Here is a 21,504-nt window from a genome sequence, read left to right as displayed (position 1 = left end):
AGGGGGTGTTCTATCCATAGTACGCTCGTGACTTTTTATCGACATAAAAAATAGCTTCTCGTAAAAAGAAGCTTACTTAAAAATAATTTCTCTACTTAGATTTTTGTTCCAGAGACTTTCCCTGTGTTATCGACGCTTAGCTTCCAGCTTTGTCCGTCAGGAGATTTAAGGATCAGACTGTTTCCTTGCTGAAACTCGAGGTTTCCGTACATTTTGCTTCCGGCCGTTGCCACCCAAGAGGAACCTGGCATTATAGAAGACGTACCGAAGATGCGGTTAATTCGAAAACGCTTGTGGTCTTTTGTATACTCGCTTAGCGTAAGTCTCATTTTATACAGCGTATTGGCGCGCACTTCTGCCGTTACCGTGTTTCCTAAGTTGTTTTTTACGTCTTTTGCTGTTGTCCACGCGCCGTCTAGTGCTGTTAGATATTCAAATTTAATATTTTTAGGTGACTCACCCCATCCAAATGAAACGCCGGCCATATTCAGCATTTTAATTGGATTTGCAGTAAAGTCCATTTCAATCACAACGGGAGCTGAAGCCGGCACATCGAGGTAGTTCATGCTTTGTTCATCAATTAAGCTGAAGCAGTTGCTGATGCTTCCTCCGTACGGGGCTTTTCCAGCGATTTGTTTGACGGTATATTTTTTATCAGCTTGTACAAAAATATCGTCTTGATTGCCGATGATATCAGGTTTTCCTGGAAGTCCTGGTGCAAATATATTCCGAGTTTGTTCAAAAGGAGACGTAATGTCATTATACTGTCCGTTGTTCAAAATCGATGTGGATAAAAGGTTAGAGGCAAGCTGATTTCGATGTGAGATACTCGTAAATTCTACGGGTGGTTCTCCTCCGTTCATCAAATACGTATCCCAAATATGCCCTTCAAACGTATTGTAAGCACCTGAACATTTAATCGCTCGTTTCGTTTGGCTGCGGCACTGCATTTGAAAATGAACAAAGCTGTTTCCTGACGTTTCATACGGTACGTCACTGATACCGGCTACGTCAATTCCATACTGACAGCCGTCAATCGATAAATAGCTAAAGTTATTCGCGTTAATCCATGCAGGTGTATTGATGTTGGTGATTTTTTCAGTTTGCAGCAGCACGCCTCTTTCAAAGTTGCGAAGGTGTACAAAGGATACGTTCACAAAGCTGATAAAATCCCACGGTTTTTGGCAATAAAAATAAATGCCTTTTCCATTATAAGCGCCTGACGTATTAATCATACTGATGTTGCTTATCGTCGTTTTGTTTCCTGTTTCTAATTGCTGCGATCCGTGAAGGTAAATGACCGAAGAGGTAAATGATGGATCGGTCACTTCAACCGTTCCACCTGAAATGGAGGCATCTTTTTGAAGGGTAAACACATGATAATTTCCTGTTACTTTAAGTTTTGTTCCACTGTCCATTTCAAACGAAATAGACGGTTTAATCACAAGAGGTGATGCGATGGCATACGTATAGTTTCCTGTTAGGAGTACTCGTGATAAATTGTTGCTAGCTGCGTAATCAATTGCTTGCTGTATCGCAGGTGCATCATCCGTCACGCCGTCTCTTGTCACGCCAAAACAAGCGGCGTCTACTATTCTTACTTCACTGCAGTTTTCCATTAAACTCATCTCGCTTTCTTAGCAGCTGTAAAGCATGTACTGCTTGTATTACTTTATGCGTTTTGACTACCTGTGGTTCACTGTTTTCATAGAAAAAAAGCTTCCTTGTTAGAAGCTTTTTGCGTTCATATTTACATATTGATCAGCAGTGGACGCAATCATTTGACTCGACGTAAAGTGCTGCTCGACTTTTTTTCTTGCGCCTTTAGCAAACTGCTGCTTTTGCTCTTGCTCGGCGTACAGCTCCGTAATTTTCTCCGCAAATGCTTCAGGTGAATAAGTCGGGATTAAATAGCCCGTGTCTCCGTCTGCTATCGCTTCTTTCACGCCTCCTACATCAATTGAAATCATCGGTGTACCAACGGCCATTGCTTCTAAAACAACCATTGGAAAGACTTCACGATGAGAAGTTAAAAGAAGCATATCCATTTTCGTAATAAATGCTTCAGGGTCTTCTACTTCTCCCCATATCTTTATCTTTTCAGACAAGCCTTGCTCCTGGATAAGCTCTTGAATTCGCTGCAGCTCAGGACCTCCTCCTCCAATATGAAACTTCATATGTTCATGATCTCGAAGCAGCGAGGCAATTTCGATAAACAGCTCGTGATTTTTTTCTTTTGAAGCTCTTGCCAACAGACCGATATGACAGTCGAGTGAAGCAGACTTTTCTTTAAATACAAACTGATTTAAATCCACTCCGTTATAAATCGTTGTTACTTTACCACTATTCACGCCGAGGTTCATCAACTGTTCTTGTTCAAAACGGCTGACCGTAATCACTCCATGCACATAAGAGTTTACGAGTTTACAAAAAAAGCTTTTTGCCTTTTGTTCCAGCACCGTTACATTATGCTTTGTATAAAGTATTTTTACTTTTTTTCGCAGCACTCGATTGACGCACACTGCATACATCACCATACGCAGGCTGTTAGCATGAATGATGTCAATTTTACACGTTCGAACTTTTTTCCACAGTACATAAAGATTGTGAAGATGATTTTTTCTGCTTAAAGGCGTGAACCGTTTTTTATATTGAATTTTGCTGTACAGTTCTCCCATTGCAGCTGCTGTGTATACGGTAATGTCTGGATGCTTCAACTGGTTTTCGAGCTTACAAAAATACGTTTCTGCTCCCCCTGTAATCAATTTATCCGTGATTAAAAGTACGTTTTTCAAGACTCCACATCCTTTACGATTTTGAGAGGTTTTTACTTTTAGCGTACGCATTCACGCTGTACTGCACAAAATAAGTGGCGCTTTTCCATAGCGGCAGCCTTTCTTGCTTGCGAAGGAGCTTCCAGTACCTCGTCGCTGCTTTCAGCTTGTTGCGAGAAACCGAGTGAGATACAAGACGGTAATAAGCAAGTGACTCTTGAAGGCCGTAAGCAGTATAGCCTTTTCTCAGCAGTGACAGCCAAAGCGCCGTGTCTTCCGGCTGAATGTTTGGCATTAAAATCCCGGAAATTTGTTTTTTATCAAGCATGACTGTCAAACAGCCGATAATGGTGTTCCCCGCTAGCATTCTATAGTCAACACTTTTCGGAACGTTTACTTCAACACCTGTTTTTTCACCTTTTTCATTGATAATGCTGTAGCCCGTATAGGAAAAAGCACGGTTTTTTTCAAGCATAAAGGCCACTTGTTTTGCAAGTTTTCCCCTATGCCATAGATCATCACTGTCTAAAAAAGCAATGAACCGTCCGCTTGCTGCGCTTATACCTTCGTTGCGTGCGGCTGCGGCTCCTGAATTTTTTGTAAGTTGAAGCAGCTGAATGCGTTGATCTTTTCTACTGAATTTCTTTACTACTTCAGCCGTTTCATCTGTCGAACAGTCGTCAATCACAAGCAGCTCCCAGTTGAGGTAGGTTTGCTGCTGAACGGATTTAATAGTTGATGAAATAAAGGCTGCGCAGTTATAGGCAGGTGTAACAATTGAAACGAGGGGCTGATTCGGTTGAGATTTGAAGTTATTCATTTTGCATTCTCCTCACTTTGGTGATTTCGTAAATAGCCTGACAGCAGCGCTAAGTATAAAAAGAACAGCTCATTTACAATTAACGAAAGCGACATCATTTGAAGCAAAAAACCAACAAACGTTAAAAATAAGTACGGCTCTTTTTTATGAATTTTTTGTTTTAAAAGCTGAAGCAACACAAGAAGTAAAAAGCTAAAATATAGGCAAAAGCCAATCATACCCGTCTCTGATAAAATCTCTAAAAACGTGTTATGAACGTACAGCGCTTCGCCGTAGTAAAACAAGTTATACTCTGAAAAGTTAAAAGCGCCGATTCCGGCAAACGGATGCGATGAAAAAAACTCGAATGCCCGGCTCCACAGCGAAAACCTTCCGCTTCCTCCGTCATGTAAAAAGTCATCGGCTCGTTCGGTTAAAATGGTGAACACGTTAAAATTCGTCATGAAATGAGCGATAAGAGCAAGTACACCAAATAAAAACACAAACGAAAGAGCTGTTTTAAGACTGTTAAGCGAACGAGTAATGAGCAAGTACAGAATCAACACGGCGACCATAGCAATTAATCCGCCTCGGGAAAACGTTAATACGCTTGCTAATGTGCTAAGCAAAAGTCCGACTTTATTTTTAGTACTATCGCTATTGGTTAAAAAGTAAGTAAAAAACAGCGTATTATAAAATACGTAAATATTAGGATCGTCCAGTACGCCAATCAAACGCGGATAGCTGCGGTCAATCATTACGCCCCATTTAATAATTTCTACTTCGGAGGCAAATTGAAAATGAACGGCTTGAAGACCCGCAATGTAAAGCAGTAAACTCACGCCGTTAAAAAGAATGCCAGCTCCGGTTAACGCACGTTTGATACTGCCGCTATGAAACTCTGCTATCACATATTTCATTAAAAAGTAGCAGGCAAGGATAAGCAAAACGCCTAGCATAATACGAAGACTGGCTTCTGGGTACAGAGAAAACGCTCCGGTCATACAGTAAAAAAGATAAAATAAAAGCAGCAGCACTTCATACGCCTGGAGCTTATAGACGTAAAAAGAAGCAAAGCTCAGCAGCAGAAGCGCAAATAAAAAAATCATGTACGGCTTTAATGAAAAGCCAATATTGACGTTATATTTACTTAATGTAACAAGAACAAAAAGGCAAAACAAAACGGTCGGTTTTCGATTTTGCACGTAGACACTATCCATTTTGTGCCTCCTTTCTGTTCTCTACGTTTAGTGGTTTGTTTTTTTGCAGGTATCCTAACGCTTGATTTCTAATCTCTTTATCTAGCAGCGTTAACAAAAACACAAGCAGCATGTTTACACACAGCGCAATAAACGGGTGCTGTGAAAATAGCAGCGTGGTAAATACAATTGTACTGCCAAATAAACAAACAAAAAGCGGAAAGGTTTTACGCATGATGATCAGTCTTTCCGGATTGCATAACCAGCAGCCAATAAATAAAATGCCTTCAATTAAAAGCGCAGCGTATACGGCTCCCATTACAGAATAAGCAGAACTTAAAAAGTAGTAAAAAACAATTCCCAAAACAACCGCAACGAGCTGAACGCCCGTTCTTCTTCCTTGAAGTCCTTTTGTTGTTAAGCCATCTGCCAGTGCTACGCTTAAGCCTTGGAAAATCAGCATGAGCGATAGCCACTTTAACGCATCTCCGGCTGCAGCCCATTTATCTCCAAACAATAACGACACGGCAATATCGGATAAATGATAAAAAGGAAGCGCTGTTAGCATCCCTACTAAACTCATAAGCTTCACTTGAAGAATATTTAACTGTAAATGTTTGTCTGCCTGCTGATGATTATAGTGGCGAAATAATACTGGATAAAAAGCACCCGCTACAATTCCTGGAACTTGATAAAGCGCCGATGGAATACGGTACGCAACGGCAAACACGCCGACGGCTGCAAGCGGAATTGTATTTTCTAATACGATTGGACCAAGCTGCGGCAGCAGCATAATCAGCAGTCCGCTTACAATAAATGAGCCGATATTTTTCAGCAGCCCGCGTTGAATTTTCTTTTTCAAATTAAACGATACTCTTTTTCCAACCATCCACAGACTGTACACTCCTGCTAAAAGATAGGAAAAGCCAAACAAAAACGAAATAAAAAACGGACTTGTATGCATCAGCATTCCAACCGTCAGCAGAACCACCAGCAAAAGAGCTGAATAGATGCGAATAGCTCCTAAGTGATGCATTTGTTCAGTAAGCTGAAAATACGTAATCCCGATGCTTTGCATTGCAAGGCCTGTTACCATCGGCACAATCAAGTAGTACATCATTTTCACAAGTGATGCTTCGTGATAAAACAAGGAAATCACTATATACGCCCCTGCAAACGTCGCAAGCAAAAGCAAAATTCTCATTTTCACGTACGAGGATAAAAGATGATCCACGTCAGCTCGCTTTTTAGAGCCTTCGCGAAGCACGGTGTTACTTAAGCCAACGTCGGTAAAGTAGCCTAATATCATCGCAAAAGCTAACGCTACGCTGAACCTGCCGTAACTAGCTGCGCTTAAATACTGTGCCAGCACGATAAGCGCAGCTGCATTTAACAAACGTGATACAACGGTACTAATAAATAAGTGAACAATGTTTTTCCAAATGGAATTTTTCTTCATACATCCCTCTTACTCCATCGTTTTAGCAAATTGCTGAGCTAGCGTTTCATGGTAGTAGTCATACGTTTTGGCTAATCCTTTTTCAAGCGTAAAAGCAGGCGACCACTTCAATAATTTGATGCTTTCTTTATTGCACAGCCTGCTGTCTGCAATATCACCTTCACGCACGCTGTGGTAAACAGGTGTTAAGTGACTGCCTGATATACTTTTCATCGTGAAAAAAAGTTCGTTAATGCTGATGCTGCTGTTATTGGAAATATTAAACGTGCCGCATCCTTCATACTGAATGGCTTGTAAGCACGCCTGGCTCACGTCTTCTACGTAAATAAAGTCTCTTGTTTGACTGCCGCTTCCGTAAATAATCGGCTGCTGGTTCGTAACAAACCGGTCAAAAAAGATCGAGATCACGCCGCCTTCACCCTGTGAATTTTGCCGCGGGCCATATACGTTGCTGTAGCGAAGAATGACGTAGTCAATATCATATAGCTGCTTGGCAAGCTTTAAATATTCTTCAGACGTAAACTTTGACAGTCCGTACGGTGAAGCTGGACTGGTTGGGTGAGCAAGCGAAATGGGAGTAACGTTCGTGTTTCCGTACACGGCTGCTGATGAAGCAAAAATGATTTTTTCAGTTCCGTGTTTTTTGCACGCATTAATAATGTTGATCGTTCCTTGAATATTGACGTTGGCATCATGATGAAAATTAGTAACGGAATGAGCCACGCTTACTTGAGCCGCTTGGTGAACAACATAATGAGGTTTAAACTCGGCAAATACTTTATCTAATTCTTCACTCACAATATCTCCGTAGTGAAAAGAAATGCCTCGATTTTCTATGTTTGCTATTTTCCCCGTTGAGAGATTGTCAATGACCTTTACTTCAAATCCGTTTTGATAAAGAAGCTCTGCCATATGTGATCCAATAAAACCGCATCCGCCTGTAACTAATACTCTTTTCATGTTATCCCTCTCCTATCTTGATCCGTCTCCTGTTACAATGACTCTTAGCGTTTTTATCATAATCTTCACGTCAAACCGTATATTCGTATGGTGAATATAGTAAAGATCAAGCTCCAGCTTTTCTGCTGGCGTTAACTCATATCCTCCATTAATTTGTGCCCAGCCTGTCAGGCCCGGCTTAACGGCAAGGCGCTGGCTAAATGCAGGAACTGTTTTTTGAAATTCTTCTATAAATACGGCTCTTTCAGGTCGTGGTCCGACAATCGACATATCGCCTTTTAACACATTCCACAGCTGAGGCAGTTCATCGATTCGCGTTTGGCGAATCAGCTTTCCTACTTTGGTGACCCGGCTGTCATTTTTAACCGCCCACTGCGCTCCGTTTTTTTCAGCGTCACTGTACATTGAACGCAGCTTCATGATGGTAAATGGTCTGCCGTTTTTACCTAAACGCTCTTGAAGAAAGAAAGGTGAACCCGGTGTTTCAATCATCACAATGAGCGCAAACAGCAAAATAACAGGCAGCAAAACCATAAGAGCCACAAACGAAATCACGATATCAACCATGCGTTTACACAGCGAGTAAAAAAGCGGAAATTCTTTTTTTAGCACATCGGAATCACCGGTCGTTTTCGAGACAATTTGATTCATCGTTTCACTTCCTTCTATATAAAATGAGGAGCTAGTGAGATGGACTCCAAATAACGCCTAGCACATGAATACGCGCTTTTTCCAGCATATTTTTCGTTTTAACAACGGCATCCATTTTCGTTTTGCGTTCTTCTACAACAAGCACGGTCGCATCACATTTTGCTGCAAGAATATGAGAATCTGTCTCTTCTAAAAACTGAGGCGTTTCAAAAAGAAGTAAATCGTATTCTTCTTTCCATCTTTTTATGAGCTCATCAAAATACTTGGAAACAAATAGTGTGGATGCATTTCGAAAGTGAGATCCGGCCGGAAGTACGTCCAGTCCTTTGTATGACGTTTGTTTGATGGGTACATGCCGGCCTCTGCCGTTTACTAATACATCCGTTAATCCTTCTGAACTTCCAAGGTCAAAGAGCTGATGAAGAGAAGGACAATGCACGTTTCCGTCAATAAGAAGAACGTTTTTCCCTTGTTCGGCAAATGAAATACCTAGTTTTGCCGTTATAAGCGGCTTTTTGTCATTCAATTCCGCTGATGTGATTGTCAGGCATTTGATTTCACTATTCAGCAGCACCTCAACATTTTTTCGAATCATATTTGTTTGGTTGATGGTTTTGGCATCTTGATACAGTGAAAATGGATACTTTTTTTGTTTAAAACTCAAGGTTCTCCCTCCTTGCCTTTTCCTGATCACTGCCTTGCTTTTGGTTTCGCTTCATTTTTCGAGGCTCAAGCTCGATATGTCCAATAATCGGAAGTCCGATAAGTTCTTGAATATCTTGTTCATTTCGAACGGTGCTATCAAGATATTCTCTTAGCATCGCTCCCGCTATTCCTACTAACAGACTGACCAATATAGTGATAGCTGCAACCGGCAGCGGCTTTGGGAATACTTTAAGGCTTTGCGACGGCTCGGTTAATACTTGAATGTTGCTTCCTTTCATTAACTTCATCGCTTGATCTTTTGAAAGAAAAGCTACTTTATTTGCGATTTCACTTACCGTTTTCGAATTCTCGTTCCTTACGGTAATCGTGACAAATTGAGAATTTTCGTTATGATCAATCGTAATTTGTTCACTCAGCTTTTTATTAGAAATAGTTAACTTTAATTCGTCTTTTACACCGTTTATGATCATCGGACTTTTAATAAAATCGATATACGAAGAAATTAATTGGGTATTCAGCTGCGTAATATTAGCAATTTCATCTACATTTTTAGATGTTGCTTGATTAACAAGCACTTGAGTAGATGCTTGATAGGTAGGTTTTAATAGATAGAAACAGATAGTTGTGATGCTCATACTCGTAATGACTATGACTAAAAGCATCGTAAGCCATCTTCTTTTTAAAATTCGAAAAAAATCCTTTAGCTGAATTTTATCCTGCATCGTAAACTCACCTCCATACGCTTTATCTCTCTGTTACTTACGACTCACTGCTCCGCCGAAAACAACTTTGTTTCTTGTAAGGAATTTCCCTAATCTGCTGGAAGGCTTTTCAACAAAATGATACGTGACGGAAGCCATCACCAGTGATAAAAGGAAACAAATGCTTAAAATGCTCCAGTACGGCAAAAGTCCGTGTAACAAATACATAGCTGAAAACAGCACAATGAGATGAGTTAAATATAAGCTGTACGAAATCTTACCTAGAAATGACAGCACTCCTGTGCGTAAAACCTTTGAAGCTGCCGGCGATGCTAAAGCAATAATAATGAACATACAGCTCCCTAGCATCACTGCCAGATTACGGCATAAAAAGTTATTGGTGATGGCGTAATTTCCCATGATGCCTTCAGATAAATAACAGGTAAATGCAATCAGAACGATAAGCACCTTTTTAAATGTGCCAATTTTCAGATAAAGTTGAATAAAAAAATCTCGATATTTCGCCGTAACTGCACCCGCGGCGAATAAAAGCAAATAATGATAAGAAAGCAAGAAGTTTGTAGGTTCTAAGTTTGATTGATTAAGCAATAATAGCGCTGATGATGAAACAAACACGAAAAACAATAGCATTACGATTTTTTTTGCATCCATTCGCAGCAAAAGAATCATTAAAAGAGGAAAAATAATTGAAATTCTCATTTCATGAACAAGCGACCAAATAACATTGTTGTAAGCATCTGTGTTAAATGTGCCAATTAAAAAAAAGTGCTGAAGAAGTAAACTTGGCGACTCGTTTGTGATCCATGAGTTATTAAACCAGTGGCTTACCTGTGAGATCCCGCCTTGACTAAATAAGATTTTACATAGAATAGCCACACACACTGCAAACAAGTAAGGAAGATAAATTCGGCAAATTCTTCTTACAAGATAGTTTTCATATCGAAAAGAAGAACGGCCATAAAACGGCAGTGCTAAAACAAATCCGCTTAAGACAAAAAACAAAACAACTGATTCATTTCCACTGCTGAACAATAGCCGCAGCGGACTCTCTTTTACCATGGACAGTAAAAAAGAAGAATCACCGTCATACCTATACTCACTGAAGCTTGGATAAATCATGAGATAATGATTTATCACAACAAAAAGAGCTGCTAATCCTCTTAACGCATCAAGTTCTACATATCTTTTTTCCATGTAATCTCCTATCCAAAATGTAATAAATGATGTCATCCCTTCATCGCACAGCGCTCATCTTAAATAGTGCTAGCATACTATATAAAACGTTCACTATAACGAATAAAAAGGTGATTAATCGACAAATATTCTTAATAAAGAACAATTTGTAAGTGAAGTATAGCATAATATACCTGCCCCAAAAATAGGTATTTACACTCATTTTATTCTTTATAAAGAACAAAATATTATTAATTTTATATTTCAATCTACACAATATGTACGTTTATGCGTTATAATGAACAAAAAATCCATAAGAAGAGGATGAACTGAATGTGATAGGGAACAAGATTAAGAATTTGCGACTAAAAAAAGGCTATTCTATTACACGCTTAGCTGAAGAAGCTAATATTTCAAAATCATATTTATCTCATTTAGAAAAAGGGTTAAACAACAATCCTTCCCTTCAAATGCTTGATAAAATCGCGTCTTCTCTTCATACAACGATTGATGACTTAATCGAAGGAGACATCAGTTGTCCAGCTCTAACTTCAAAACCAGTCCTCAATCTAGAATGGCTGCATTTAATTGAACGAGCCATTCAAGACGGCATGACCAAAGAAGAATTTATCGAATTTCAGTATTATTTAAAGTTCCGTAAAACAAACTGATAAATCCATTCATGAACGTTTAATTTTTTTGTTATAATCGACCTATTTCGACATCTTTTACAAATATTATCTTGTAAAATAACTGTATACTAAGAATACTATTACAAATTATCCAGATAAGGGCAAAACTATTGAAAAATAGTGACGCAAAGCTTCAGGTCTAAGGCCGCTTTCGGCTATGATAGCTGGGTTCCCTGGCAAAGGGTGGATGAATCGTAATGAAAAAAGAACATGTACTGTCAATCGATCAAGAGTGGGTAAGTCTTATAGAATCAGCACGCAAGCTGGGTCTGACCATCGAAGAAGTCCGGAGGTTTTTGTCGGAGCTTAAGGGAAACTAAATTAAAAAAGCACGCTCAAATTAGAGCGTGCTTTTTACAGTTATTATTATTCTAGAAGAAAGTGAAACACACTCCTATTAAATACGAATTCCTTTTGGCTTGCGTTGATCAAACGTATAAATCTCCTTAAATCCGCACTGTTTTGCCATTTCAACCGCTTCTTTCATATGTGCTCCTACGGTTTCAGCGAAGTGTGAATCAGAGCCAACTGTTAAGATTTCTCCGCCTAAATCGCGGTACAGCCCAACAACTTCCAGTGCCGGCAATGCTTCGCCCAGCTTCCCTCTTATACCTGAAGTGTTAATTTCAATTCCAATATTGCGATCAATTGCTTTTTTTAAGATATCCGCAAGAATATCTTTGAACTGATGAAAGTCATATATGCCATATTGCTCAAACGCATAGCGCTTCATTAAATCTAAATGAGCCAACACGTCAATGTCCGCTTCGCTTACTAGCTTATACATTTCATTAAAATAAGCGCGGTAAATTGCTTCTTTATCGTTGAGCTCTAAATGTTTGCGAAGCTTGATGTTATTAATGTTATGCACCGAACCTAAAATAAAATCAAAGTTCTCCTGCTTCATTGTTTCTTGATACTTCTCTTTTAAATAGTGCGGCTCACAAATTTCAATTCCTTTTTTAATCACTAGCTGATTTTGAAACTGATCTCTGCATTCCGCTAGTTCTCGTTCATATTTATCAAAATCCATATGACCATACGTTGGGGCTAATGGATTTAATGAAAAGTGCTCGGTAAAACAAATTTCGTTTATGCCGTTTTTTACAGCTTGCTCGCACACTTCTTTCATGACTGCCTGTGAGTCAAATGAATTGTTCGTGTGATGATGGTAGTCTACTAGATACATAATTTAGTCACCTCTAGGTCTATTATACATTTCTCTTGCCCTCACTGCACATAGAGACCCTTTTCCCTTCTATCACGCCTTTTTTGGTTCATAAAAAGAATTCCCACTAAAAAAAGTCGTTTTTCCTCTTTCAGTAATCCTTCTTTTCTTATAAACTAACTTATTATAGCAGATGTTCTGACATACAACTTGACATATAACTTTTACACAAAAGAAAGGAAATAAGAAATGGAATTTGAAAAAAGTTTTTCTCAAAGCAAAAGCCCCTTTCTGTCTTACTTGAGCTCTTATACGAAAAAGATGAAAGGAGAACTAAAAGAAGAACCGAAAATCAATTATAGAGATGCGGTCGTTTCTTCTATTGGAGGCTTAATTGCGATTATCATCAGCAGCACGATTGCACTAGCGCTTGGTTATCCAATGGCTCTCGCTCCGATTGGCGCAAGCTGCGTGCTTGTCTTTGGCGCTCATAAAGGCCCTTTATCACAGCCGCGCCACGTGCTTGGAGGGCACTTGCTCGCAACCGTTTCTGCACTTATTATTTGGAGCTTATTTCATCGAAGTCTAATGACCATAGCGATTGTCCTTGCGTTTGTTCTTATTTTAATGATTCTTACCAAAACCGTTCATCCTCCTGCTGCGGCTAGCGCGATTGTAGCCATTAATACTCAAGCAGGCTGGGGATACTTAGGTATTATTATGATTTGTGCATGTGTAGTTGTACTGATTTCTACCGTGTATAATAATTTATTTCAAGATCGGCAGTATCCCAGGTATTGGGTTTGATATTGGGACTCATACATAAAAAAGACGTCTTCTCATGGAAGACGTCTTTTTTATTTGTTATTTCCTACTACGTTTTTCGTTTTTTCAGGGTCTATTTATCAGCTTTTACTTTACTTCCGTTGAACTAATAAGCTGATAAACTCCCAAACTTCCATCAGATGATGCTTTTACTTTATGAATACTGTTGAATTTTTTGTATTTAACAGACCCGTCTCCGTACGAAATATCATACTCTTCTGTTGTATATACTTTATACATAGAGTCATCTAGTTTTGTTACTCTATTTACGTTAAAACTCAATAAATCCTCTGTTATGCCTTTTTTGATTAGGTAAGCTGTATAATCTTTTTGTTCCTTGTATTTTGGTCCATTAGTATCGATATAAGGCTCTGCAATAGAGAAGTCTCCACTGTTAATTGAGGAAATTGTAGCGTACATATATTGTTCAATAAAACTAGAAACTTCACTAGTAGATACTCCAGAATTGACTTCCGAACCTTTGTCCGTCGTCTCTTGATTCTTAGAAGGAGCCGATGCTTTTGCCGTAGCTTCTGTCGTATTTTCTTCATCAAAATTAAGCGCAACATCTTCCATGCCTTTTTTAATTGATACTTCTTCTGTTTTCTTTTCTCCACGTTTTGCATATAGTTTTATAGAACCATCCATTGGCAGTGGACCTAAATAATCAATATCGCTAATTTCTGTTTTTGTGTCTTTACCATTAACGTACAGCGTCGCGTCATCATAATCTGAAGAGATGTATACTGCATGATCTGACCAGTCAAACTCCACGTTCACATCTTCTCCGTTGGTGGCTTCAACCTCTTGTTCGTTTTCAACTTTTCCATAATCATTTTGCACTTCACCTTTTACGGTATGCGTACCAGGTAAAAATGGACCAATCTTTTTAGAAGAGTCACTGCTTACCGTTCCAGCTTTTTGACCGTCAATATATACTACTGTCGCATCTTCTGTAGACTGAGCTTTTGCATATACAGGGTTTACTTGGACCGTGTAGTGATCAAAGATTCCCCACTTCTTTCCGTCTTGTTCTAACTTAGCATATGAAGAGTGATCTTCGCTTGGAACTCCTGCTTCAAGCGCTCTGCTATCTGCCGCTAACCCCTCAGAGATCGATTTCATAACATCTGGATTTTCGTGCAAATATGTAATAAATGATTTTGTTTGCTCATCGTTGGCTTCTAATTGAATTTGACCATCATTTACATATTTTTTTACTTTATCAACATCATTACCCTTTACTGAAGCAATAAATTTTTCTGACACGGCTTTAGGCGCCATCATTGTTTTGTCTATTCCGTAATAAGCGCCCCCAAGTATAGCAGCTGCTGCTATAACTGAAATGGCTATAACCTTTGTTTTTTTATTTGAAGGCTTTACTGATTCGCGTCTCTCCTCTGCTGAAGATGATGTCGATTCTGCGTAACGCTGTGATGCCGCTCCTTCACTAGAAGCCGCTTTCCTTTCGACGGGATGTCCACACTCTGGACAAAATTGATGCTCATTTGTTAACTGATGGCCACACTCTTTACAATATCCCAACTTACACACTCCTTTTTATAGTGTTATGAAAAAGCATCGCTGTGCACGATGCTTTCTGCCGACTTAAAATAAATCATTTAATTCACTGCTGTTTCCCATTCTTGTAATAATGGTTTTGGCTTCTTCTCCTAAACCATTCGCAATAAACGTCAGCACAATCGTAATGACTACATATACAATAAGAGTGCTATAGATACGATCAAGCCCATTTGTTCCGCTTTGCTTAAAGCTAGCAATGGTAAATGGAACTACAAGGAAAATGCTCAGCAAACCAAAATTCATAAAATAAGAGAAGTATTCAACGTGAAGAAATGCAAGCACAAGCCCAATTAAAAGAAGAGCTGTTGGAATAATTAAAAACGTGCCAAAGCGTGAGAAAAATTCTTTAAAGGAAACGTCTACCTTTCCAAACTTTGCTACAACATATGTTGCTCCAATAATAATTGCAAGTCCAATAAAAATAAAAATCCCTTGTTTAAAGACGAAATCCGTAAAATTAAAGTGAATGATGCTGTTGATATCTGTGGCTTTTATCAATTCAGCGCCTGTATTAAAATCCTCCATGTCGGATGGAGCCAGCTCTTCACTGATAATAGGAAGCTTGAACATGCTTCGAACAAATTGAATCAACAATAGCTTCCAGCCTACATACAGCATAATAGGTATACTAAGAGCATAAAGAATGACTGTGATAAGAGCATTAACAAATTGGCTTTCGCCTGCTGCTTGTGCTGTAGCTGTTGGATTTTTAATTCCTTCTGCAAAATAACTAAAAAATGATTTTGACACTTTTTTCGCCTGACGAACACGCTGATTAGGCTGTTGAGGCGCATACGCTGGTTGCGGCTGAGGTTGATATTCAGATGCTGCTGCCGCCTGGCTTACAGCTGCCTCTTCTTGCAATTTATGACCGCACTTCACGCAAAACTTTCCGCCCTCATTAAAATGGCCGCAATTTGAACAATTCAAATACTCCTTCCCCCTTCAATAAATTGTTTAAAATATAGTCATATAGGTTTATTTTGTTGAAATCTATATAATTCTATATTCATACCTTTTAGAATTATACACCATTTTTGGTATTTTAGGAGAAATGTTTTCAACGGATCAACTAAAAAAATTACTACCTAAACTCCCTAGCAGAATTCTTTCTTTTACTTCTGAGTCCATAGACATTATATAAATCTTCCTTCTATAATTTTTGTTTCACCAATAAAACTATTTTATGCCTTAAGCATCTTGTTTTAATTTTCAGAATTGTTTATACTCGAAACATCTTTGTTTTTCTAGGAAAACAAAGGAGGTGAATTTACAGCACGGTCTATACATACTCAAGGGGGATTTTTTATGTTGAAATTAATTGGGGTTTTGCTAGTAGCAGTAGGTTTTTTATTTCGTTTAAATACACTGCTTGTTGTGACCGTCGCAGGCATCGTGACGGGCCTTGTATCAGGTTTATCACTGCATGAAGTAATTACGATGTTCGGTCAGTTCTTTGTCGATAACCGCTATATGTCTATGGCTATTTTACTTACGCTTCCTATCTTTGGCGTATTAGAAAAATACGGGTTAAAGGAACAAGCGGAAGTCCTGATCAAAAAAGCGAAAAACGCTTCTTCTGGAAATGTTTTACTTATATATCTTTTTATCCGTGAAATCTCAGCGGCAGTCGGCTTAAATATCGGAGGACATGCTCAATCCGTGCGTCCATTAGTAGCACCCATGTCTGAAGGTGCAGCTCGTGCCAAGTACGGAGAGCTTCCACCTAAAGTAAAAGAAGATATTCGCGCCCACGCAGCCGCAGCTGAAAATACGGGCTGGTTTTTTGGCGAAGATATCTTTATCGCAACGGGTGGAATTCTTTTAATGAAAGGATTTTTTGACTCTGTAGGGATTCATGTCGACGTCTGGGATATGGCGCTTTGGGGAATTCCAACAGCCATCGCAGCACTGCTGATCAGCGCCATTCGCTTCCGTCAGTTAGACCGAAGAATTCACAAAAAAATGACGAAGCACAAACCAACATCATCTTCAAAAACGGAGGCGAGTTAAATGAAAAGCATCCTAACTCTTGATACGATTTACTATTTACTCGGCATTATTGTCGCTTTTATTGCGATTCGAATCGCACGCGATCATAACCACCCTAACCGTTTAGGATCTTCTCTATTTTGGGCGTTGTTTTCCGTTACGTTTTTATTTGGCAACGTCATTCCACCTTTTTATGTAGGATGCTTGGTCATTATCATGGTACTGCTTGCTTCATTTAACCGAGTCACTAAATCGAATGAAGCCGAAACGCCTGCTGAAGAACGAGTTGCTCACGCACAGCGATTAAAAAACAAAATCTTTTTACCGGCTTTATTTATTCCTATTTTTACAATCATCGGTACCCTTCTTTTTGGCAAAATCAAGTTTGGAAACTGGGCGTTAATTGACCCAGAAAAAGTCACGTTAATTTCACTAGCAATCGCAGCTGTGATTGCGTTTATCGCTTCAATGAGCGTCACCAAAGCAAAAATGGACGTGCCTGTTAAAGAAGGAAGCCGCTTGCTTCAAGCCGTCGGCTGGGCGGTTATTTTACCGCAAATGTTGGCAGCGCTTGGCGGCATCTTTTCAAAATCAGGCGTTGGCACAGTCGTTTCGGATATTGTAAGTGATATTCTTCCGACTAACTATGCGTTTGTTGCTGTGCTTGCTTATTGCTTGGGAATGCTGCTATTTACGATTGTCATGGGAAATGCCTTTGCTGCGTTTGCCGTTATTACCGGTGGTATTGGACTTCCGCTCATTGTACATATGCACGGAGGAAATCCAGCCATTATGGCAGCTCTTGGCATGTTTGCTGGCTACTGCGGCACGCTTCTTACGCCAATGGCAGCCAACTTTAACATCGTACCTGCTATGCTGCTTGAATTAAAAGACAAAAACGCCGTAATTAAAGCTCAAGTGCCGATTGCTTTATCCGTGTTTGTTGTGAATACGCTATTAATGTACTACCTTGTATACCATTTTTAAAGGAGAGTAATAGAATGACAACTGTATTACTAACTGGCTTTGAACCATTTGAAGGTGAAAGTATTAACCCGTCCTTAGAAGCGGTAAAAGCTTTAGACGGTGTAGCTGTTGAAGACTATCACATTATCGCTAAATCTCTTCCTACTGTGTTTGGTGAATCAATCGCGAAGCTTCATACGTATATAGAAGAGATTAGCCCTTCCATTGTTATTTGTGTTGGACAAGCAGGAGGCCGAGAAGGAATCACGGTCGAGCGCGTAGCTATTAACGTAGACGACGCGCGAATCCCTGACAACATCGGCCAGCAGCCTATTGATCGCGCTATTATTGAAAATGGTCCTGCCGCATACTTTTCGACGCTGCCCATCAAAGCAGCTGTCGAAAACCTGCGCCAAGCAGGCATTCCAAGCAGCGTCTCACAAACCGCTGGAACGTTTGTCTGTAACCACGTATTTTACGGACTCATGAACATGATTCAAAACTGCTGTATTAAAGGCGGATTTGTGCATATCCCTTACCTTCCTGAACAAGCTGTGAATCATCCAGGGAAAGGGAGCATGTCGCTGGATTTGATTGTGCAGGGGTTGCTTAGTGTGGTGAAAACTACGATTTTGGTTGAAGAGGATGTTGTGGTTTCGGGTGGGTCTACTCACTAACCATACGATTAAAAAACAAATAATGTTTCTCTTAAGCAATGGCCTTACTATGTACAATAGAGGTATTAACATTCATGAAAGTTTTTTCTTTAAGGGCCAACCTACGCTCTCAAATCAGTATTTTTTCCTAGATAAAGTTACGCTAATAGACATTTTTAAGACACAAAAACCTTATCCATTAGCTAAGGTTTTTGTGTCTTTTAATTAATATCAATGAAGCAGTTACTATTGAAATAGCAATAATAAACGAGAGACCCTTAGTCTTAAGAGGCATTCTATGTTTTTATTGAAAATAATTCATAATGACTATAATCCACTTAATACTTTTATAGATAAATTTTGAGATTTACCTCCATAGGTGACTCGAATTCCTACTTCTCCTAATGGCGCATTCGGCAAGATTTGTATTAATCCCTCACTGCTCACCGTTGCTCGATTAGGATCATAACTTTTATACGTCGTTCCCTCTTCACCTGTAACATCCTTCGTTTCTCCCGTCGACATCATAGCTGTGACACCTATTTGTGTCGTCTTCCCTCGTTCTAGTTGGATTTGCGCTGGTGTTATCACTATACTATTTAATGTCGGTCCACTTAATACTTTTACCGTCACTGTCTGAGATTTTCCTCCATGGGTTACTCGAATCCCTACGTCCCCTAATGGCGAATTTGGCAAGATTTGTATTAACCCCTCATTGCTCACCGTCGCTCGATTAGGATCATAACTTTTATACGTTGTTCCCTCTTCAGCTGTAACATCCTTTGTTTCTCCGGTCGACATCACAGCTGTCACACCTATCTGTGTCGTCTTCCCTCGTTCTAATTCCATTTGCGCTGGGGTTACCGTCATACTATTTAATGTCGGCTCACTTAATACTTTTACCGTCACTGTCTGAGATTTTCCTCCATGGGTCACTCGAACCCCTACGTCCCCTAATGGGGCATTCGGCAATACTTGTATTAATCCCTCGCTGCTCACCGTTGCTCGGTTAGGATCATAACTTTTATATGTCGTTCCCTCTTCAGTTGTAACATCTTTTGTTTTTCCGGTCGACATCACAGCTGTCACACCTATCTGTGTCGTCTTCCCTCGTTCTAATTCCATTTGCGCTGGGGTTACCACTATACTATCTAATGTCGGTCCACTTAATACTTTTACCGTCACAGTCTGGGATTTCCCCCCATGGGTTACTCGGACCCCTACATCCCCTAATGGCGCATTCGGCAATACTTGTATTAATCCCTCACTACTCACCGTTGCTCGGTTAGGATCATAACTTTTATACGTTGTTTCCTCTTTAGCTGTAACATCTTTTGTTTCTCCATTCGACATTATAGCGTTGACATCTATTTGTTGCGTCTTCCCTCGTTCTAACTCAATTTTTTGAGGTGATACTTCAATTTTTGAAAGCACAGGATCTCCAATCACTTTTACTACTATTTCTTTAGTAAGACCCTTATACTCAATTTTTAACTTAGTTTCACCCGGTGTAGATCCTTCAGTTGTTATTAAGCCTAAACTACTAACTTTTGCAGTACTTTCATTTAAGCTCGAATAATAAACATTTTTATCTGCTGTAATATTTTGTTGCACTCCATTTTCATAATAGGCAAACGCTGCTAACTGATAGCTTTGCCCTTTGTCTAAAGTTATTTCACTTGGCCATACAACAATTTCTCTAGGAATATCTTCACTACTAGATTCAACTACAACTGTAGCAGTCGTGGTAAAGTTACTGTTCGACGCAGTTAATTGTATAGAACCTCCAGGAGAATCATCTAAAACTTTAATTACACCTTCATCTGTTACTTTTGCAATTTGTTCATTATCTATTGAATAAGTTGTTCCAGATGCAGCAGATGTAAGGTCTTTGAAGCTTTGATCTGAGTAATACCCTAATACGCTGACACTTTTGTTTTGACCCTTTAGCATCCGTATTTCATTAGGGGCTAATTGAATCTCTTCTAGTACAGGATTGCTAACATCGTTGATATGAATAGTCTTAGTAATCTTTTTTTCTTCAATATTCGTACCTTTCAGCATTATTTCTATTTTAAATTGTTCTAACTCTTTTAAATCTTCGATTTTAAAATTCCAGGAGGTCATTTTTTCTTCTCCTGGCGCTAGATTACCAACTTCTTGAATCCTATTACCTGAAATCAGGGAAACACCCTCCGGGAGTTTTATTTCCATCTGTAAGTTATCAGCTTGCACATCACTGATATTTTGTATGTAACTTGTAATAGTAAAAGGATTAGGTGAATAAGATTCTCCATTAAAATTAATTTCAGAAGGTCCGGCAATATTTAAACTCACCGGTGGATTTGTTTCTGAAATAAAGTTACTTAACCCATAATAAGTTACATATTCCCTAGTCTCTCCAGGTAATAATTTTTTTTCATTCCAATAAATATTAACCGCGCTATCTCCATTAGAAGAACCTGGAAAAGTATAAAAATCCCATGGTGATTCAAAAGCTCTACGCCAATTCGTAAATTGTACTTTATCAGGTTTTATTGGAACATTTAATAAGCTGCCATGAGCAATAACTGTAGGACTACTTAAACTATCAAATGCTTGCCAATATGAAGGGATATTATCCCCTACGAATTCTCTTTCAGTTGTAACTTCACCGATTCCCGGTATTCGAAAGGGAGCGCTATCGTTATTCCCTAACATGGTATCCATCATTACTCTTATACCTGTATTCTTTGGGACATTCCCTGTATTCGTAACTAAATATTTTATTTCAATAGTATCTTTTAACTGAGTAGTGTTATTTTTAACAATTGAAAGTATTTGTTTTACCCTTATATCTGAAAACACTCCTTCAGTAATACTATTTTTGTAAATATCATTAGAAACAGGACTTTGGACATTACCGGCAAAATAGTAGTCTGCTCCATCCACTCTTACAGTTGTATAAGAGGTACTAGGAGAAGGGTGTCCATATAAAAGCTTTTTATAATCATCTAACAAATTTTCAGGATTTCCACCTGTAGTTCCAATAGTAAAACGACCATCACCACTTGTTGCTACCTCAATATAATCATTAGAAACCTTTTGAATTCCTGAATAAGCAAACACAGTGCCTACATTTAAAATAAATAGAACAGGTAATAATCCAATAATAACCTTTGCGAATTTTCTCATATAATTCCCTCTGTATTTTTTTTGTTTTCTATCTTAAAAAAGAC

The 21,504-nt window shown here is 39.1% G+C and carries 20 protein-coding genes and 1 riboswitch; of the genes, 6 read left to right on the top strand and 14 right to left on the bottom strand.

Annotated features, from left to right (window positions below):
* Nucleotides 1-95: 95 nt before the first annotated feature.
* The 10 genes from MKX72_RS05600 to MKX72_RS05555 all read right to left on the bottom strand — a co-directional run bounded on the left by MKX72_RS05600 (nucleotide 96) and on the right by MKX72_RS05555 (nucleotide 10,424).
* A complete protein-coding gene (locus MKX72_RS05600; protein WP_235918771.1) occupies nucleotides 96-1,628 on the bottom strand; it encodes a hypothetical protein in 1,533 nt (510 codons plus the stop codon).
* 99 nt (nucleotides 1,629-1,727) lie between these two features.
* Nucleotides 1,728-2,795: a glycosyltransferase family 4 protein gene (locus MKX72_RS05595; RefSeq protein WP_155008366.1), complete on the bottom strand. Its 1,068-nt coding sequence runs from the start codon at nucleotides 2,793-2,795 to the stop codon at nucleotides 1,728-1,730.
* Nucleotides 2,796-2,808: 13 nt separating this feature from the next.
* On the bottom strand, nucleotides 2,809-3,594 hold the full coding sequence (locus MKX72_RS05590) for a glycosyltransferase family 2 protein (RefSeq protein ID WP_155008367.1): 786 nt from the start codon (nucleotides 3,592-3,594) through the stop codon (nucleotides 2,809-2,811).
* Nucleotides 3,591-4,793, bottom strand: coding sequence for an O-antigen ligase family protein (locus MKX72_RS05585; protein ID WP_155008368.1), 1,203 nt, complete (start codon nucleotides 4,791-4,793; stop codon nucleotides 3,591-3,593). Before MKX72_RS05585 ends, MKX72_RS05590 begins: the two co-directional genes overlap by 4 nt.
* Complete coding sequence (locus tag MKX72_RS05580) at nucleotides 4,786-6,231, bottom strand: oligosaccharide flippase family protein (RefSeq protein ID WP_155008369.1); 1,446 nt, start codon at nucleotides 6,229-6,231, stop codon at nucleotides 4,786-4,788. The genes MKX72_RS05585 and MKX72_RS05580 overlap by 8 nt, the downstream gene beginning before the upstream one ends.
* Nucleotides 6,232-6,240: 9 nt before the next feature.
* Complete coding sequence (locus tag MKX72_RS05575; protein WP_155008370.1) at nucleotides 6,241-7,191, bottom strand: NAD-dependent epimerase/dehydratase family protein; 951 nt, start codon at nucleotides 7,189-7,191, stop codon at nucleotides 6,241-6,243.
* A gap of 12 nt (nucleotides 7,192-7,203) precedes the next feature.
* Nucleotides 7,204-7,842, bottom strand: coding sequence for a sugar transferase (locus tag MKX72_RS05570; protein WP_155008371.1), 639 nt, complete (start codon nucleotides 7,840-7,842; stop codon nucleotides 7,204-7,206).
* Nucleotides 7,843-7,873: 31 nt separating this feature from the next.
* Nucleotides 7,874-8,506 carry a CpsD/CapB family tyrosine-protein kinase gene (locus MKX72_RS05565; RefSeq protein ID WP_155008372.1) on the bottom strand — a complete coding sequence of 211 codons (633 nt, stop codon included), beginning with the start codon at nucleotides 8,504-8,506 and terminating at the stop codon, nucleotides 7,874-7,876.
* Nucleotides 8,496-9,230 (bottom strand): YveK family protein, encoded by a 735-nt coding sequence (locus MKX72_RS05560; protein WP_155008373.1) that lies wholly within the window; start codon nucleotides 9,228-9,230, stop codon nucleotides 8,496-8,498. The genes MKX72_RS05565 and MKX72_RS05560 overlap by 11 nt, the downstream gene beginning before the upstream one ends.
* 33 nt (nucleotides 9,231-9,263) lie before the next feature.
* Nucleotides 9,264-10,424 (bottom strand): acyltransferase family protein, encoded by a 1,161-nt coding sequence (locus MKX72_RS05555; protein ID WP_155008374.1) that lies wholly within the window; start codon nucleotides 10,422-10,424, stop codon nucleotides 9,264-9,266.
* Between the two features lie 314 nt (nucleotides 10,425-10,738).
* Between MKX72_RS05555 and MKX72_RS05550 the strand changes: the two genes are divergently transcribed.
* On the top strand, nucleotides 10,739-11,074 hold the full coding sequence (locus tag MKX72_RS05550; RefSeq protein ID WP_034264053.1) for a helix-turn-helix domain-containing protein: 336 nt from the start codon (nucleotides 10,739-10,741) through the stop codon (nucleotides 11,072-11,074).
* 111 nt (nucleotides 11,075-11,185) lie between these two features.
* A riboswitch (cyclic di-GMP riboswitch) is annotated at nucleotides 11,186-11,272 on the top strand.
* Nucleotides 11,273-11,292: 20 nt separating this feature from the next.
* Nucleotides 11,293-11,415 carry an anti-repressor SinI family protein gene (locus MKX72_RS05545; RefSeq protein WP_155008375.1) on the top strand — a complete coding sequence of 41 codons (123 nt, stop codon included), beginning with the start codon at nucleotides 11,293-11,295 and terminating at the stop codon, nucleotides 11,413-11,415.
* A 77-nt stretch (nucleotides 11,416-11,492) separates the two neighbouring features.
* Here the strand turns inward: MKX72_RS05545 and MKX72_RS05540 are convergent, their stop codons facing one another.
* A complete protein-coding gene (locus tag MKX72_RS05540; RefSeq protein WP_155008376.1) occupies nucleotides 11,493-12,284 on the bottom strand; it encodes a histidinol-phosphatase HisJ family protein in 792 nt (263 codons plus the stop codon).
* A gap of 228 nt (nucleotides 12,285-12,512) precedes the next feature.
* Here MKX72_RS05540 and MKX72_RS05535 point away from each other — a divergent pair, with 228 nt between their 5' ends.
* Nucleotides 12,513-13,070: an HPP family protein gene (locus MKX72_RS05535; RefSeq protein ID WP_155008377.1), complete on the top strand. Its 558-nt coding sequence runs from the start codon at nucleotides 12,513-12,515 to the stop codon at nucleotides 13,068-13,070.
* A gap of 105 nt (nucleotides 13,071-13,175) precedes the next feature.
* On the opposite strand, the gene MKX72_RS05530 is transcribed toward MKX72_RS05535, so the two are convergent.
* Both MKX72_RS05530 and MKX72_RS05525 read right to left on the bottom strand, forming a co-directional pair.
* Nucleotides 13,176-14,642, bottom strand: coding sequence for a zinc ribbon domain-containing protein (locus MKX72_RS05530; protein WP_340758906.1), 1,467 nt, complete (start codon nucleotides 14,640-14,642; stop codon nucleotides 13,176-13,178).
* Between the two features lie 54 nt (nucleotides 14,643-14,696).
* A complete protein-coding gene (locus MKX72_RS05525) occupies nucleotides 14,697-15,602 on the bottom strand; it encodes a zinc ribbon domain-containing protein (protein ID WP_155008379.1) in 906 nt (301 codons plus the stop codon).
* A gap of 378 nt (nucleotides 15,603-15,980) precedes the next feature.
* On the opposite strand from MKX72_RS05525, the gene MKX72_RS05520 reads away from it, so the two are divergent.
* Genes MKX72_RS05520 through pcp form a run of 3 tightly spaced genes read left to right on the top strand, consistent with a single transcriptional unit; the run spans nucleotide 15,981 to nucleotide 18,307 of the window.
* The gene (locus MKX72_RS05520) at nucleotides 15,981-16,685 is read left to right on the top strand and encodes a DUF969 domain-containing protein (protein ID WP_016766474.1); all 705 of its coding nucleotides are present in this window, start codon (nucleotides 15,981-15,983) and stop codon (nucleotides 16,683-16,685) included.
* Nucleotides 16,686-17,651, top strand: coding sequence for a DUF979 domain-containing protein (locus tag MKX72_RS05515; protein WP_155008380.1), 966 nt, complete (start codon nucleotides 16,686-16,688; stop codon nucleotides 17,649-17,651).
* A gap of 14 nt (nucleotides 17,652-17,665) precedes the next feature.
* The gene (pcp, locus tag MKX72_RS05510) at nucleotides 17,666-18,307 is read left to right on the top strand and encodes a pyroglutamyl-peptidase I (protein ID WP_155008381.1); all 642 of its coding nucleotides are present in this window, start codon (nucleotides 17,666-17,668) and stop codon (nucleotides 18,305-18,307) included.
* Between the two features lie 306 nt (nucleotides 18,308-18,613).
* On the opposite strand, the gene MKX72_RS05505 is transcribed toward pcp, so the two are convergent.
* Nucleotides 18,614-21,460, bottom strand: coding sequence for an Ig-like domain-containing protein (locus MKX72_RS05505; RefSeq protein ID WP_155008382.1), 2,847 nt, complete (start codon nucleotides 21,458-21,460; stop codon nucleotides 18,614-18,616).
* Nucleotides 21,461-21,504: the final 44 nt, after the last annotated feature.

Origin of the sequence: Priestia sp. FSL R5-0597 (genome assembly GCF_038006305.1) — a bacterium.
Lineage (GTDB): Bacteria > Bacillota > Bacilli > Bacillales > Bacillaceae_H > Priestia > Priestia zanthoxyli.
The sequence above is the reverse complement of the archived record's forward strand: the minus strand, read 5'-3'. Positions and strand labels throughout refer to the sequence as shown.

Coding starts and splice junctions, on each gene's coding strand:
- MKX72_RS05600 (WP_235918771.1), bottom strand. CDS start 1,628: ATGAGTTTAATGGAAAACTGCAGTGAAGTAAGAATAGTAGACGCCGCT.
- MKX72_RS05585 (WP_155008368.1), bottom strand. CDS start 4,793: ATGGATAGTGTCTACGTGCAAAATCGAAAACCGACCGTTTTGTTTTGC.
- MKX72_RS05535 (WP_155008377.1), top strand. CDS start 12,513: ATGGAATTTGAAAAAAGTTTTTCTCAAAGCAAAAGCCCCTTTCTGTCT.
- MKX72_RS05575 (WP_155008370.1), bottom strand. CDS start 7,191: ATGAAAAGAGTATTAGTTACAGGCGGATGCGGTTTTATTGGATCACAT.
- pcp (WP_155008381.1), top strand. CDS start 17,666: ATGACAACTGTATTACTAACTGGCTTTGAACCATTTGAAGGTGAAAGT.
- MKX72_RS05590 (WP_155008367.1), bottom strand. CDS start 3,594: ATGAATAACTTCAAATCTCAACCGAATCAGCCCCTCGTTTCAATTGTT.
- MKX72_RS05505 (WP_155008382.1), bottom strand. CDS start 21,460: ATGAGAAAATTCGCAAAGGTTATTATTGGATTATTACCTGTTCTATTT.
- MKX72_RS05515 (WP_155008380.1), top strand. CDS start 16,686: ATGAAAAGCATCCTAACTCTTGATACGATTTACTATTTACTCGGCATT.
- MKX72_RS05555 (WP_155008374.1), bottom strand. CDS start 10,424: ATGGAAAAAAGATATGTAGAACTTGATGCGTTAAGAGGATTAGCAGCT.
- MKX72_RS05570 (WP_155008371.1), bottom strand. CDS start 7,842: ATGAATCAAATTGTCTCGAAAACGACCGGTGATTCCGATGTGCTAAAA.
- MKX72_RS05520 (WP_016766474.1), top strand. CDS start 15,981: ATGTTGAAATTAATTGGGGTTTTGCTAGTAGCAGTAGGTTTTTTATTT.
- MKX72_RS05540 (WP_155008376.1), bottom strand. CDS start 12,284: ATGTATCTAGTAGACTACCATCATCACACGAACAATTCATTTGACTCA.
- MKX72_RS05560 (WP_155008373.1), bottom strand. CDS start 9,230: ATGCAGGATAAAATTCAGCTAAAGGATTTTTTTCGAATTTTAAAAAGA.
- MKX72_RS05545 (WP_155008375.1), top strand. CDS start 11,293: ATGAAAAAAGAACATGTACTGTCAATCGATCAAGAGTGGGTAAGTCTT.
- MKX72_RS05580 (WP_155008369.1), bottom strand. CDS start 6,231: ATGAAGAAAAATTCCATTTGGAAAAACATTGTTCACTTATTTATTAGT.